This window comes from Streptomyces sp. 5K101, assembly GCF_046506645.1.
Lineage (GTDB): Bacteria > Actinomycetota > Actinomycetes > Streptomycetales > Streptomycetaceae > Streptomyces.
The window spans coordinates 358,993-372,288 of record NZ_JBKFFO010000004.1; the positions used below are offsets into that span (position 1 = coordinate 358,993).

General features: G+C 72.8%; 12 protein-coding genes. 2 read left to right on the forward strand and 10 right to left on the reverse strand.

From position 1 onward, the window contains the following. Positions 1-79: 79 nt before the first annotated feature. The gene (locus tag ACLB9X_RS10050) at positions 80-247 is read left to right on the forward strand and encodes a hypothetical protein (protein ID WP_410359906.1); all 168 of its coding nucleotides are present in this window, start codon (positions 80-82) and stop codon (positions 245-247) included. A gap of 122 nt (positions 248-369) precedes the next feature. Here the strand turns inward: ACLB9X_RS10050 and ACLB9X_RS10055 are convergent, their stop codons facing one another. From ACLB9X_RS10055 to ACLB9X_RS10090, 8 genes are all read right to left on the reverse strand, one after another. Next, entirely contained in the window at positions 370-1,446 is a 1,077-nt protein-coding gene (locus ACLB9X_RS10055; RefSeq protein WP_410359907.1) for an acyl-CoA dehydrogenase family protein, read from the reverse strand. Continuing rightward, positions 1,443-2,633 carry an acyl-CoA dehydrogenase family protein gene (locus ACLB9X_RS10060; RefSeq protein WP_410359908.1) on the reverse strand — a complete coding sequence of 397 codons (1,191 nt, stop codon included), beginning with the start codon at positions 2,631-2,633 and terminating at the stop codon, positions 1,443-1,445. The genes ACLB9X_RS10055 and ACLB9X_RS10060 overlap by 4 nt, the downstream gene beginning before the upstream one ends. Further along, complete coding sequence (locus ACLB9X_RS10065; RefSeq protein ID WP_410359909.1) at positions 2,630-3,598, reverse strand: NADPH:quinone oxidoreductase family protein; 969 nt, start codon at positions 3,596-3,598, stop codon at positions 2,630-2,632. The genes ACLB9X_RS10060 and ACLB9X_RS10065 overlap by 4 nt, the downstream gene beginning before the upstream one ends. Before the next feature lie 101 nt (positions 3,599-3,699). Then, positions 3,700-4,284, reverse strand: a complete 585-nt coding sequence (locus tag ACLB9X_RS10070) for a cupin domain-containing protein (RefSeq protein WP_410359910.1) — start codon at positions 4,282-4,284, stop codon at positions 3,700-3,702. Positions 4,285-4,338: 54 nt separating this feature from the next. Further along, positions 4,339-6,978: a beta-N-acetylglucosaminidase domain-containing protein gene (locus tag ACLB9X_RS10075; protein WP_410359911.1), complete on the reverse strand. Its 2,640-nt coding sequence runs from the start codon at positions 6,976-6,978 to the stop codon at positions 4,339-4,341. 224 nt (positions 6,979-7,202) lie between these two features. Further along, complete coding sequence (locus ACLB9X_RS10080; protein ID WP_410359912.1) at positions 7,203-7,949, reverse strand: PIG-L deacetylase family protein; 747 nt, start codon at positions 7,947-7,949, stop codon at positions 7,203-7,205. 45 nt (positions 7,950-7,994) lie between these two features. After that, on the reverse strand, positions 7,995-9,293 hold the full coding sequence (locus ACLB9X_RS10085) for an alpha/beta fold hydrolase (protein WP_410359913.1): 1,299 nt from the start codon (positions 9,291-9,293) through the stop codon (positions 7,995-7,997). Positions 9,294-9,386: 93 nt separating this feature from the next. After that, positions 9,387-10,856, reverse strand: coding sequence for a cellulase family glycosylhydrolase (locus tag ACLB9X_RS10090; protein ID WP_410359914.1), 1,470 nt, complete (start codon positions 10,854-10,856; stop codon positions 9,387-9,389). Positions 10,857-11,075: 219 nt separating this feature from the next. Here ACLB9X_RS10090 and ACLB9X_RS10095 point away from each other — a divergent pair, with 219 nt between their 5' ends. After that, on the forward strand, positions 11,076-11,882 hold the full coding sequence (locus tag ACLB9X_RS10095; protein ID WP_410359915.1) for a cupin domain-containing protein: 807 nt from the start codon (positions 11,076-11,078) through the stop codon (positions 11,880-11,882). Positions 11,883-11,892: 10 nt separating this feature from the next. Here the strand turns inward: ACLB9X_RS10095 and ACLB9X_RS10100 are convergent, their stop codons facing one another. Both ACLB9X_RS10100 and ACLB9X_RS10105 read right to left on the reverse strand, forming a co-directional pair. Next, positions 11,893-12,384 carry a metallophosphoesterase family protein gene (locus tag ACLB9X_RS10100; RefSeq protein WP_410359916.1) on the reverse strand — a complete coding sequence of 164 codons (492 nt, stop codon included), beginning with the start codon at positions 12,382-12,384 and terminating at the stop codon, positions 11,893-11,895. 129 nt (positions 12,385-12,513) lie between these two features. Beyond that, positions 12,514-13,296 carry a LysM peptidoglycan-binding domain-containing protein gene (locus ACLB9X_RS10105; RefSeq protein WP_410359917.1) on the reverse strand — a complete coding sequence of 261 codons (783 nt, stop codon included), beginning with the start codon at positions 13,294-13,296 and terminating at the stop codon, positions 12,514-12,516.

Here is a 13,296-nt window from a genome sequence, read left to right on the forward strand (position 1 = left end):
CCATTCGTCATCTGTGCGTCCAGCGCAGCGCCGGCGACGACGGACGGGTGACGTGTGGTCAGGAGGTGATGTCGGGCCAGTGAACGGTGCGGTCGTACCAGCGCTTCAGCAGGACGTGGCCGTGTCCCACGGCGAGGGGCCGGTGCTGATGGGCTTGGTGGTGAAGTCGCCGGTGTTGACGTCCTGCCTGCCGGCGATGTGCTCGGGGGCGATGGGCAGGACGGTGCGCTGGGCGAACGGCGTGTAGGGGTACTCAGTCCGTGGCCCGCGCGCCGGTCCCGCCGCCGCCCGGGTGGGAGCAGGCCGCCGCGCCGAAGGTCAGCGCGGCGGGGAGCGCCGTGGCGGCCGCAGTCCGTATCGATCGGGGTGTTACGGGGCCTGGAGATCGACGAGGGCGGCCAGCGCCTTCGTGTGCCGGCCCGGCGTGCCCAGCGCGATCTCGTCGGCCTTGGCGCGCTTCAGGTAGAGGTGCGCCGAGTGTTCCCAGGTCATGCCGATCCCGCCGTGCAGCTGCACGCACTCCTCGGCGGCGTGCACGGCGACCCGGGAGCAGTACGCCTGGGCGACGGCCACCGCCACCGCCGCGTCAGGGCTGCCGGTGGCCAGGGCGTCGGCCGCGGCACGTGCGGCGGCCCGCGCCGAGACGACCTCCAGCCACAGCTGGGCCATCCGGTGCTTGAGCGCCTGGAACGATCCGACGGGCCGGTTGAACTGGTGCCGCTCCCGCGTGTGCCGGACGGTCTCCTCCAGACACCATTCCGCGACGCCCAGCTGCTCGGACGCGAGCAGGCCCGCCCCCACGAGCAGCCCTCGCCGCACCGCCGCCTCGCCCTGCTCGCGGTCCGCGATCCGGGTGCCCGCCGCGCCGGGGGTGACGGCGGCGAGCGGACGGGTCAGGTCGAGCGCGGTCTGCGGCTCCACCGAGACCTCGGAACGCTCCAGGAGGTACAGGCCGTCGGTCCGGAGCACGAGGAACACGTCGGCCCGGACCGCGTCCGCGACGCCGGTGACGCGCCCCCCGTCGTCCGGCAGCGGTCCGTCGGCCGCGGCCGACAGCGGGAGCGCGGCCACGGCGGTGCGGCGGCCGGCCGCGAGGTCGCCGAGCAGCGCGGTCACGTGCCCGGCGTCGTCACCGAGCGCGAGCAGCACCTCCGTCGCGACGACGGAGCCGGTGAGGTACGGCGCCGGGGCGACGCTGCGGCCGAGCTCCTCCAGGACGACCGCCGCCTCACGGTGGCTCGCGCCCTGGCCGCCCAGCTTCTCGGGCAGGAGCAGCCCGGCGGCGCCGATGTCGGACGCGAGAGCCTTCCACAGGCCGGCGTCGTAGGGGCTGCCGCTCTCGGCGGCGCCGGCGACGAGCGCGGCGGGGTCGGCGTGGTCGGAGAGCAGCGAGCGGACGGCTGCCCGCAGATCGGTCTCGGCCTCGGAGTACAGCAGGTCCGTCATCGCGCGAGGTCCTTCCAGGCGATGTCCTTGTCGCTGCGTGGTTCGGCGGGCAGGCCGAGGACACGTTCGGCGACGATGTTCAGCAGCACCTCGCTGGTGCCGCCCTCGATGGAGTTGCCCTTGGAGCGCAGGTAGCGGTAGCCGGCCTCACGTCCGGTGAAGTCGACGAGCTCGGGGCGGCGCATGGTCCAGTCGTCGTACAACAGCCCCTCCTCGCCGAGGAGTTCCACCTCCAGGCCGCTGATCTCCTGGTTGAGCCGGGCGAAGGCGAGCTTCGTGCCGCTGCCCTCCGGACCGGGCTGGCCGGCGACGAGCTGTTGGCGCAGCCGTTCGCCGGTGAGGCGGGCGACCTCGGCCTCGACCCACAGCGTCAGCAGGCGCTGGTGCAGGTCGTGGGTGCGCAGCTCCGGGCGTTCGCGCCAGGTGCGGGCGACCGTGCCGATCATCCCGCCCTCGCGGGGCAGCCGCATGCCGCCGATGGACACCCGCTCGTTCATCAGCGTGGTCTGGGCGACCTTCCAGCCGTCGCCGACCTCGCCGAGCCGGTGCGCGTCGGGGATGCGCACCTCGGTGAGGAAGACCTCGTTGAACTCCGCCTCGCCGGTGATCTGCCGCAGCGGGCGGACCTCGACGCCGGGGTCGGTCATGTCGCAGACGAAGTAGGTGATGCCCCGGTGCTTGGGCACGTCGGGGTCGGTACGGGCGATGAGGATGGCCCAGCGCGCGACGTGGGCGCTGGAGGTCCACACCTTCTGCCCGGTCACCACCCACTCGTCGCCGTCGCGGACCGCGCGGGTGCCGAGCGCCGCGAGGTCGGAGCCGGCGCCGGGTTCGCTGAACAGCTGGCACCACACCTCCTCGCCGGTCCACAGGGGTTCGAGGAAGCGCTGCTTCACCTCCTCGGAGCCGTAGGCGAGGATCGTCGGCGCGGCCATGCCGAGGCCGATGCCGATGCGGCGGGGGTCGTTGTCGGGCGCACCCGCGGCGGCGAGCTCGGCGTCGACGACGGCCTGCAGGGAGCGCGGCGCGCCGAGGCCACCGAGGCCCTCGGGGTAGTGCACCCAGGCCAGGCCCGCCGCGAAGCAGGCCCGCAGGAAGTCGCCTCGCTCCGTGGTGGCCGGCGGGTGCGCGGCGAGCAACTCCTGGGTGCGTGACCGCAGTTCGGCTGCGTCCGGTGCCTTGTTCATCGGTTCGCTCCTTCCGGGACGACGACGAGGCGGCCCGTGGTCGTGCCGTCGGCGACACGCTGGACGGCGTCGGCGGCGTCCTTGAAGGGGACCCGCTCACTGACCAGTGGCTTGATCAGTCCCTTGGCGGCGTACTCGGTCAGCGTCCGGTGGCAGTGCGCGATGGACGCGGGGTCCTTCTGGGCGTAGAGGCCCCAGTGCAGGCCCATGATCGAGTAGTTCTTGACCAGTGCGTGGTTGAGCGCGGGGGCCGGGATGTCGCCGCTGGCGAAGCCGACGATCACGATGCGGCCCTCGAAGGCCACGCACTTTGCGGACTTGGCGTAGGCGTCGCCGCCTACAGGGTCGTAGATCACGTCGGCGCCGCGGCCTCCGGTCGCTTCCTTGACGGCGGCGACGACGTCCTCGGTGCGGCGGTCGACGACCACGTCGCAGCCCAGCTCGCGGGCGACGGCGGCCTTCTGCGGGCCGCCGACGACACCGATGACCTTCGCTCCGGCCGCCTTGCCGAGCTGCACGGCGGCGCTGCCGACGCCTCCGGCCGCGGCGTGGACGAGCAGCGTCTCGCCCTCCTCGAGACCGGCCCTGCGGTGGAGGCCGAACCAGCCGGTCTGGTAGCCGATGTGCAGGGCCGCCGCCTCGGCGTCGTCGAGGGCGTCGGGTGCGGGCAGCAGCGCCGCCGCGTCGGCCACCACGTATTCGGCGAAACCGCCGTGCGGCAGGGCCGGGTTGGCGATCACCCGGCGGCCGTCCTCGGTCTCCCCGCAGATCTCCACGCCCGGCGTGAAGGGCAGAGGCGGCTTGATCTGGTACTGGCCCCGGCACAGCAGCGCGTCGGGGAAGTTGATGTTAGCGGCACGGACCCGGAGGAGGACCTGCCCCTCGCCGGGCGTGGGCCGGTCCACCTCCTCGAGCCGCATCACCTCGCTCGGCTCGCCGTACCGGTGCACGTGCCATGCCTGCATGTCAGGGCCTCCCACAAGCCGTAGGGCGTACTGCGCTCCGCCGCATACTAAGCGGTCGCTTGCCCTCGTGGAAGACCCTTCCCGGCCGTCCGCCGGATTCCTCAGCCGCGCTTCGGCCTCGCCCGGACGTGCATCCGCTCCCCCTGCGGTCCGAACAGGCTCAGGAACTCCACCGGCCGGTCGTCGGCCGTGCCGAACCAGTGCGGCACCCGGGTGTCGAACTCCGCCGCCTCCCCCGGCCCCAGCACCACGTCGTGGTCGCCGAGCAGCAGCCGGAGGCGGCCGGAGAGCACGTAGAGCCACTCGTAGCCCTCGTGCGTGCGCTGCTCGCAGGGCTCCTCCGACGGCCTGTGCACCACCTTGTACGCCTGGAGTCCGCCGGGCCGGTTGGTCAGCGGGTACATCGTCCGGTGGCCGCGCACGATCGGCTTCGACCGCACGCGCGGATCGCCGACGGGCGGGGCCCCGACCAGCTCGTCGAGCGGCACCTGGTGGGCACGGGCGATGGGCAGCAGCAGCTCCAGGCTGGGCCTGCGTCCGCCCGACTCCAGCCGGGACAGGGTGCTCACCGAGATGCCGGTCGCCTCCGACAGGGCTCCGAGCGTGGCGCCCCGCTCGCGCCGGATCCTGCGGAGCCGCGGCCCCACCTCGTTCAGTACGGCGTCCAGCCGTGCGTCGTCGTCCATGCGGTCCATTGCAGAAACAGCAAGGCTGCTTTGTCAATCTCGAGCCTGGTCCGGTTACGGGCGGACGATCACCTCGGCGATCTGCGGCGTACCGCTCCGCCACACCAGGCGCACTGCGTCGGCCGTGCGGCTGCCCGTGTTCAGCTGTGCGTACGGCCGCCGGATCTCGCCCACCCGCCGCCACGTGCCGTCCGGTGTGCGGAGTTCGACGAGCGCGCGTGCCGCGGTGTCGCCGGGCTGGAGCACCTTCACCGTCCGCACGGACCGCGCGGCGCCGAGGTCCACGGTCAGCGCCTCGCCCGGCTCGGGAACACGTCCGGCCCGGTAGGCGGTGTCCGGGTCGCCGTCGGCCGCGGCGCACAGCGCGGAGCCGGCCGCCGGCGGCGGGCCGCCGGTCACCGAGGCGCTGTCGGTGGCCACCGTGAATTCTCTGACGACGAGCCAGTTCGTCTGGCGCGCGGTCGCCCTGGCCCGCACGTAGCGGGCGGTGGCGCCGTCGGGTGCGGTGGCCGTGACGTCCGGCGTTCCGGAGAAGGCCGTGAGCTGCTGCCAGTTCGCGCCGTCCGACGAGTACTCCAGCACGCCGTGGTGCAAATAGTCGTTCGGGCTGGTCGTCTTGCCCATGGCCAGGGTGACGGCGCCGATCGGCCGCTCCCGGCGCAGGTCGACGCCGACGTGGTCGCCCGCCGCGGGCGCCCTGCTGCTCCAGTAGAACGTGGTGCCGTCCTCGTCGATCATCCGCGCGGGCACGTTGTCCCGGTAGGTGCCCATGCTGCTGGTGGCCCTGATGCCGCCGGGCACGCCGAGGATGCGGTCGTGCTCGGCCCGCGCGTCCTCCACGAACCTGTCCAGCACCCCCTCGCCGACGACGACGGGCACCTTGGTGCCGCCGAGTCCCGTGTAGACGAACGACCTGGCGGTGGCGAGCAGTCCGGGCAGGCGCCCGCGCAGCTCCCACGCCTCGGCGGCGTCACCGTCGCGGGCGGCCTCGACGAGCCGCAGCGCGGTGCCCGCCGCCACCGCCCAGGCCTGCGTCGCGTCGAGCCAGGGACCGGCGTCGTCGACGAAGCCCGGCTCGGGAAGGCGGTCGCGCAGCACCGACGGCGCCGCACGCAGTCCGTCCAGCGCCGCGTGGAGCCGGCCGGCGTCGCCGTCCCGCCAGAAACGGTCGAAGGCGGCGGCCAGTTCGGGCGCCTGCTGCACATTGAGCCGTGAGCTGTAGTTGACGTCCGCGAAGGCCCGCAGCGCGCGTTCGGTGCGGACGTCGCCGCCCGCGTACCAGCGCAGCGCCGCCAGCCATGAGGTGCGCGGGTCGTAATCGGCGTCGTTCCAGGTGTAGTCGGCGACGGTGAACAGCGCGATCTTCGACGCGTACGGCTGGATCATCGGATTCGCGGTGATGCCGGCGAGTTCGGCGGGGAGCCCCTTCTCCCGGCCGCTGAAGGGGCCGAGCAGCAGGCGGTTGGTGACGTAGTCGTTGACCGGGTAGTTGTCCCACGTCAGGATCGGGTGGGCGAACACCGAGCGGGCGGCACGGGCCTGGGTGACCGTCATGGTCGGCGCGATGACGCCGATGCCGGTCCACTCGACGACGACGTCCGCGTCGAGCTGCTCGGCCAGCGCCTTCTTGTAGGCGGTCGCCGTCACGTTGTAGTACTCGGTCGGCACCATCTGCAGCGGCTCGGCACCGGGGTGGGCGGCGATGAACTCGCGGTTCACCCGGTTGAGCAGGTGGGCCTGCGCCGCACCCGCCGCACCGCCGCCGCTGCCCCACCTCGCCTGGTCCTCGGGGCAGTTCCACCTGGTGTAGCTGATGTCGTCCAGCGGGACGGCGAAGGTGCGCACGCCGATGTCCCAGATCGTCCGGAACTTGTCGATGAAGGCGCGCGTGTCGGCCTCGGAGCTGTAGCAGACGGACAGGCCCGGGGACAGGGCGTAGGTGAAGTCCACGTGCCGCTGCTCGGCCCGGTCGACCAGCTCCTCGATGCGTGCCAGTGCCGAGGCCGGGTAGGGCTCGCGCCACTTGTCGCGCAGATACGGGTCGTCCTTGGGCGAGTACACGTAGATGTTCATCTTGTGCTCGCCGTAGAAGTCGAGCTGGTCCAGCCGCGCCTCGTGCGACCACGGGGTGCCGTAGAAGCCCTCGATGACACCGCGCAGGGGCGTGGCGGGCCAGTCGCGGACGACCAGGCCGCGCACGTGGGCGCCGGGGCGGTCGCGCCGCGGCAGGACCTGGCGGAGCGTCTGGGCGGCGTAGTACGTGCCTGTGGCGTCCTTGCCGGCGAGCACGATCCGGTCCCGGCCGATGCCGAGGACGTAGCCCTCGGCGGGCAGTCGCTCCGGGCCCTCGGCGTCGAGCGCGGCCAGGGCGGCCGGGGCCCCGGCGGTGCCGACGTGGACGGTCAGCCGGTCGTCGACGGCACGCTCGCCGCGCACGATCCGGTCGGCGCCCGCCTCGTGCAGCGCCTTCTCGGTGACGGCGAGCGCCTGCGGGTCGGCGTCCTCGTCGGCGACCAGAGTGACGGTCGAGGTGATGGTGACCCGGTCGTCCAGGGACTGGACCTCGCGTGGGGCGGGGGTGACGGCCGGGGACCCGCCGTCCGGTCCGTACCCGTCGGCGGCCTCGCCGACGGCGGGGGTACACGCGAGCGTGAGGGCCGCGACCAGGGCGGCTGTTCGCAGGCGAAGCGTCACATTTCCTCCATGGGCCGCTCGGGTCGCACAAGGAAGTCGCGCATCACATCACTGCCGGTGATGTGCCCGGTGACAAGCCGTGTCAATCTGCAGCCGTGCTGCCCCCGAACGGGTGGGGACCGTTCACGACGCGTACGGGAGGCGGCCGCCGTGCGGGCGGCCTCTCGGGGACAGAACGAAGCCCCGGACCACGCACTGCGGTCCGGGGCCGGGGTGTCGGCGCGTCAGCGCGGGAACACCTCGAACGTGACGGCGGGCCGGCCTCCGAAGCGCGGCGCCGCCGCCTCGGCCATACCGGTGAGGAAGGTGCGGCAGTACTCCTCCGGGTCCTTGTCCGTCAGCCCCTCGATGTACATGCGGTGCTCCAGCAGCGAGCGCACCGACCGCTCCAGACCGGGCCGCGCGTCGACCGCGTGGGTCGGGTTGGTCGAGCCCGCCACGGCCACCCACCGCACGCCGTCCCACGGGTCGAGCCCCTGCTCGGAGATGAGCTCGGGGAAGATCCAGCGGTTGCCCGCGTCGCCGGCGGCGTCCAGGGTGGCCCGTCCCACGGCGCGGTGGTCGGGGCTGTTCCAGACCGTGCCGCCCCAGGTGTCACGGTGGTTGAGCGTGATGACCAGCTCGGGGCGGTGGCGGCGGATGGCGGCCGCGACTTCGCGCCGCAGCGCGGTCCCGTACTCGACGACGCCGTCCTTGTGGTCGAGGAACTCCACGGTGGGGACCCCCACGACCGCGGCGCTGGCCCGCTGTTCCTGCTCGCGCAGCGCCGCGCAGTCGCCCGGGGCGAGGGAGTCGATGCCCGCCTCGCCGCGGGTGGCGAGGACGTAGACGACCTCGCGTCCCCCGTCGGTCCACCCGGCGATGGCGGCGGCGCAGCCGTATTCGAGGTCGTCGGGGTGGGCGACGACGGCAAGGGCGCGCTGCCAGTCGCCGGGCATCTCCTGGAGCTGTTCGGTCACGTGATCCGTCATGGCCGCAGGATACGGCCCCGCCCGCACGGTGGAACGGACGGACCGTCAGACCTCGTCACGGGCGAGGGCCAGCAGTCGGTCGAGGACCCTGGTGCCGCTCGTCCGCACGCCGTCGTGCTCGTACTCGTCGGTGACCCAGGTGCGCAGCCCGCGGACAGCACGGGCGGTGCGCAGGGAGTCGGCGGTGTCGACGTACATGTCGTCGTGGTAGACGGCCGCGGCGACCGGCACCTCGTTGACGGCGAGGCGTGCCGGGTCGTAGAGCGCGGGCCAGTCGGTACGGGCGGCGAGCAGTTCGGCGCACTCGCGCACCGGGCGCAGCGCGGGGTCCACCTCGAAGTGCCAGGGGTGGATGGTCTCCCCGGTGAACATCAGCGGCCCCTCTCCGGCGAGCGCCGTCGCCGCGCCGAACTCCGGGAACTCGGCGCGTACGCGTTCGGCGGACCAGTCGGTGGGCCGGCCGCCCTGGGCGTAGATCACCTCGTGCAGCACGGCGTACAGGGGGTTGGCGGCGAAGGACAGGACGGGGCGGACGGCTTCCTGGAAGGCGTCGGAGAGCTCGTGGCCGGACGCGGTGCGCACGAAGGCGTTCTCGAGCAGGTAGTGCAGTTGGTGGCTGCCGTCCTGGCCGCCGAGGAGGATGCCGAGCGACTGGAAGGCTTCAGGCGTGAGGGTGTAGCCGCCGGGCAGGACGGTGGGACGGTCCGCGAGGTGGGCGGCGATGCGGCGGGCACGCTCGACGTCCTGCGGGTAGCGGGCGTAGTGGGCCTCCACCTTGCGGCGGATGCGCGGATAGGCGGCCCGGTAGACGTCGTCGGCGTGGGCGTCCAGGGCGGGCAGACCACCGGTGATCAGTGCGGTGTGCAGTCCTTCGGGGGCCGTGGACAGGTAGTGGGTGGTGCAGAAGCCGCCGAAGCTCTGGCCGAGCACGGTCCAGGGCGCCCCGCCGGTCAGCCGCCGGCGGACGGCCTCGCAGTCTCGGACGATGGAGTCGGCGCGGAAGTGCGCGAGGTGCGCGGCCTGTTCCCGCGGTCCGCCGCGCAGCGGCAGCGTCTGGCGGTTCAGGGGCGTGGAGCGGCCGGTGCCGCGCTGGTCGAGGAGGAGTACGCGGTATTCCTTGACGGCGCGGGCGAGCCAGGCCTGCGCCCCGGTGAAGCGGCGGGCCGCGTTGCCGGGGCCGCCCTCCAGGTAGAGGAGCCAGGGCAGGTCGTCAGCCGTGCGGCCGGCGGCGCCGACCTCGCGGCCGTACAACTCGATCTGCTCGCCGTCGGGCTCGTCGTGGTCGAGCGGGACGGTGAAGCTGTGGTCGGTGAGGACGACCCCGGGCTGCCGGTAGCTGGCCAAAGCTGCTCCTGATGTGTGACCTGTGTCCGCTGTGCGCCCCCGCCCGCCCAGTGGATCACAGCCCGGGCGGGCGGGGACGCGCGAGGGTCCCGGTCAGCCGGTGGAGAAGCTGTCCGGTGCCCTGACGCGGTCGCGGACCCAGACGCCGGCGGGCTTCAGCGCAGCGGTGCCGGTCCAGGGACCGTTGTTGTCGCAGGTCCCGGTCTTGAACACGGCTCCGGAGCGGTGGTCGTCCGAGTAGTTCCAGTTCACCCAGCTGATCTTCTTGCTCGCCATCAGGTCGAGGTAGCGCTGGGACATGGTGAAGTCGTTCGTTCCTTCACCCGCGTAGTCCTGGGTGCCGAACTCGGTGACGAACACGGGCAGTCTGTCGGCCGCGCGGGACAGGGTGTTCAGGTACTCGTCCCGGTGGGAGGCCGCGTAGAAGTGGAAGGTGTACATGATGTTGGCCGCGTTGACCGGGTTGTTCACGACCTCGCTCTCGTTCGACCCTTCGGAGACGCCGAGGGAGGACCAGGCGCGGGTGCCGACGAGGATCGGGGTGTCCGGGTCGTGCTGGCGGATGACGGGGACGAGCTGCTCGGCGTAGCTCTTGATCCTGGACCAGCTCACCCCGCTGGGCTCGTTGGCGATCTCGAACAGCAGGTTGTTCTTGCTGCGGTGGCGCTGGGCGATCTCGGTGAAGAACGTCTTGGCGCGGGAGAGGTTGTGGTGCGGATCGCCCGGGCTGAGCATGTGCCAGTCGACGATCGCGTACATGCCGTGCGCGGTGGCCTGCTCGATGATCGAGTGGACCTTGTCGGTGAAGCCGCGGGGGTCGGTCTCGTAGCCGCCTTCCTGGATGTACATGGAGATGCGCAGGACGTCGGCGTTCCAGTCCGTGGCCAGGGCACCCAGTGAGCCGCTGGTGACGCACTGGCTGTACCACTGCAGGCCGTGGGTGCTCATGCCGCGCAACTGGACGGGCTTTCCGTACTGGTTGCAGAGCTTGGTGCCGCAGACCTCGAGCTGTCCGTTGACGGCGACGGGCGTGCCGGCGGAGGTGGGCGCGGTGTCGACGGCGAGGTGGTCGACGTTGGGTCCGCCGTTGGCGGTGGTGGCGGTGGCCCGGATCGTGTTGGCGCCGGCCCTGAGGTCGGCCGTCACGGTGGCCTTCGACCAGGAGGTCCACGAGCCGGTCCCGTTGAAGGCGCGCTCGTCGGCGGCGAGGGTGCCGTTGACGGAGATGTCCATGGGGCGGTTCGCGGTGGTGCCGTTGGCGTAGCGCAGGGTCAGTGTCGCGCGGCCGGCCTGTGCGGCATTGACCGTCCACTGGACGTAACTGCCACCGGCGTTCTCGTAGTTGACGAAGCCGGTGCCGGTGTAGCCGGCGTGGTTGGACTCCACGAGCCCGCGCGAGACGGTCGCGTTCTCGGCCTCGTGCGTGACGGCCGCCGCGGCGGCGAGGGGTTCGGGGGCGGGGGCCGCGGGCACCTTGGGGGCGGCGGTCAGGGCGAAAGTCAGGGCGGTGCCGATCACGCCGAGGGCGGTGAGCGGGTGTTTCCAGAGCCGTGCCGGTCTCATGGGGGGTCTCCGTTGGATGGGCGGGACGGGCCGGGACAGAACGGATGCGGCATGCGCCGATTGGAAGGAAACTTTCCTAACCGAGAGGGATAGCAGGGCTGGCCGCCGCTCGGCAAGGGCCCGGGCCCTCTTGACCCGACCGGACGCCACCCCTAACGTCCGGTAGAAAGCGCTTGCCCTCCGCCGTCCGCGTACGCGTACCCCTCGAGGAGGCCCGCGATGAACCCTTCCGGTGCTGCCGCTGTGTACGGCGGCCTCCCCGGCGGGATCGGCGTGTCCCGCCTGCGCGTGTACGACTGGCCGGCGGCGGACGGGCTGCGCGGCGGAACACCCCATCTGCACCTCACCTGTTCGGAGGGGTACGCCGTGATCGGAGGGCGCGGCGCGGTGCAGACGCTGACCGCCTCCGGGTTCGAGGAGACGCCGCTCGCTCCCGGCGCCCTGGTCTGGTTCACGCCCGGCACGATCCACCGGCTGGTCAACGAGGGTGATCTGGCCCTCGTCGTCCTGATGCAGAACTGCGGTCTGCCGGAGGCCGGTGACGCGGTGCTCACCCTGCCGCCGCCGTACCTGACCGACCCGGCCCGCTACCCGGCGGCCGTCGCCCTGCCGGTGACCGGCTCCGAGGAGGAGCTCGCCACGGCCGCCCGACGCCGCCGCGACCTGGCGATCGAGGGCTTCACCGCGCTGCGCGCGGCGGCCGCGGCCGGGGACCCGGAGCCGCTGGCCGCGTTCCACCGGGCGGCGGCCGCCCTGGTGCGCCCGCTGGCGGACCGCTGGCGCGAGCGGTGGCTGACGGGCGCCGCGGCCGCGTCGGCCGCCACCGGCGCGCAGTTGGCGCGCCTGGAACGGGGCGACGCCGGCTACCTCGCGGACGCCGCCGTGCGGGCGGAACAGCCCGCGGCACGCGGCCGGTTCGGCATGTGCGGCCGCCTCGACGTGTACGACGCAGGACCGGCGGACGTACCCGCCGCGGTGCCCGCCGCCCCACCGGCGGGAGCCGCCGGCGCGTCGGTCCGGCCGTGACACTGCCCCGTCACAGGCGGTGCAGCACGACCTCGGTCAGCACGCCGTCCGCCGCCCGCGCGGTCATGTACGTGTGGTGGGGCTGTCGCCTGCGGTCGGTCGGGGAGCCGGGGTTGAGGAGCCGCAGGCCGCCGGGGGCCGTGGTGTCCCACGGGATGTGGCTGTGGCCGAAGACCAGTACGTCGAGGTCGGGGAACCTCTCGGCACAGCGGCGCTCGCGTCCGGCGGCGGGACCCGTCTCGTGCACGACGCCGAACCGGAGGCCCCCGAGCTCCGCCCGGGCCACCTCCGGGAGCCGGGCGCGCAACTCGTCGCCGTCGTTGTTGCCGTAGACGGCGAGGAGGCGGGCGGAACGGTCCTGAAGGAGGTCGAGGGTCGCGGTGTCGGCCCAGTCGCCGGCGTGGATCACCACGTCGGCCTCCTCGACACGGGCCATCACCTCGTCGGGCAGGCGGCGGGCGCGGCGGGGTACATGGGTGTCGGAGATCAGCAGCAGTCGCATGCCTCCCACCTTCCCGCTGCCGCGCCGGGCGCGCACACGGCCGCGCCGGGCACCGCACTGACGTGATGTCAGAATCGGTACCCGGCGCGATTGCCTCTGCAATTCACCCCGCGCAAACGGGGACTACGGTCAGTACGGACCGTTCACGTTGTCGATGGAGCCATACCTGGCGGCGGCGTAGTTGCACGCGGCGGTGATGTTCGCGACCGGGTCGTAGCTGTCGAACGGCGTGCCCGGCACGTGGTAGGCCCGGAAGGTCGGGTCGATCACCTGGAGCAGGCCCTTGGACGGCGTGCCGTTCTGCGCGTTGATGTCCCAGTTGTTGATCGCCAGCGGATTTCCGGAGGACTCGCGCATGATGTTCCGGTGAATTCCCTCGTAGGTGCCGGGAATTCCGTGCTTCGCCATGATGTCGAGCGATTCCTTGATCCAGCCGTCGAGATCGTTGGAATACTTCTTGGCCGTGGCGGGCTTCGCGGCCGGGGCCTTCTTCGCCGCCGCGGGGCGGGCCGCCGAACGGTCGGCGCGGCCGGCGTCGGCGGCGCGGTCCGCGGGGGCGGCCTTGGCGCCGATGGTCAGCTTCAGGCCGGGGCGGATCAGCGCCGGGTCGGCGCCGATGTTCCGGCGGTTGTCGTTGTAGAGCTTCTTCCAGCCGCCGCTGACCGACTGCTCCTCGGCGATCTTCGACAGGGAGTCGCCCGCGACGACGGTGTACGTCACGGGAGCCTTCTTCGCCGCGACGGGCGCCGTGCCGGCGGCCTGCACGGTCGCGGCCTGGGCCGGCTGCGCGGCACCGGCGGTGGTGACGCCGAACAGCGGCAGGGCGAGCGCGGCGCCGCCCGTGCCCGCGGCGACGAAGCCGCGGACGAGTCGGCGGGACGTGGGACGGCGGTGCTTACCCTTTGCAGGCAT

Bases quoted from the DNA above. Each gene is read 5' to 3' on its own strand.
- ACLB9X_RS10055 (WP_410359907.1), bottom strand. From the start codon at position 1,446: ATGACGGACCTGCTGTACTCCGAGGCCGAGACCGATCTGCGGGCAGCC.
- ACLB9X_RS10060 (WP_410359908.1), bottom strand. From the start codon at position 2,633: ATGAACAAGGCACCGGACGCAGCCGAACTGCGGTCACGCACCCAGGAG.
- ACLB9X_RS10065 (WP_410359909.1), bottom strand. From the start codon at position 3,598: ATGCAGGCATGGCACGTGCACCGGTACGGCGAGCCGAGCGAGGTGATG.
- ACLB9X_RS10070 (WP_410359910.1), bottom strand. From the start codon at position 4,284: ATGGACGACGACGCACGGCTGGACGCCGTACTGAACGAGGTGGGGCCG.
- ACLB9X_RS10080 (WP_410359912.1), bottom strand. From the start codon at position 7,949: ATGACGGATCACGTGACCGAACAGCTCCAGGAGATGCCCGGCGACTGG.
- ACLB9X_RS10090 (WP_410359914.1), bottom strand. From the start codon at position 10,856: ATGAGACCGGCACGGCTCTGGAAACACCCGCTCACCGCCCTCGGCGTG.
- ACLB9X_RS10095 (WP_410359915.1), top strand. From the start codon at position 11,076: ATGAACCCTTCCGGTGCTGCCGCTGTGTACGGCGGCCTCCCCGGCGGG.
- ACLB9X_RS10100 (WP_410359916.1), bottom strand. From the start codon at position 12,384: ATGCGACTGCTGCTGATCTCCGACACCCATGTACCCCGCCGCGCCCGC.
- ACLB9X_RS10105 (WP_410359917.1), bottom strand. From the start codon at position 13,296: ATGCCTGCAAAGGGTAAGCACCGCCGTCCCACGTCCCGCCGACTCGTC.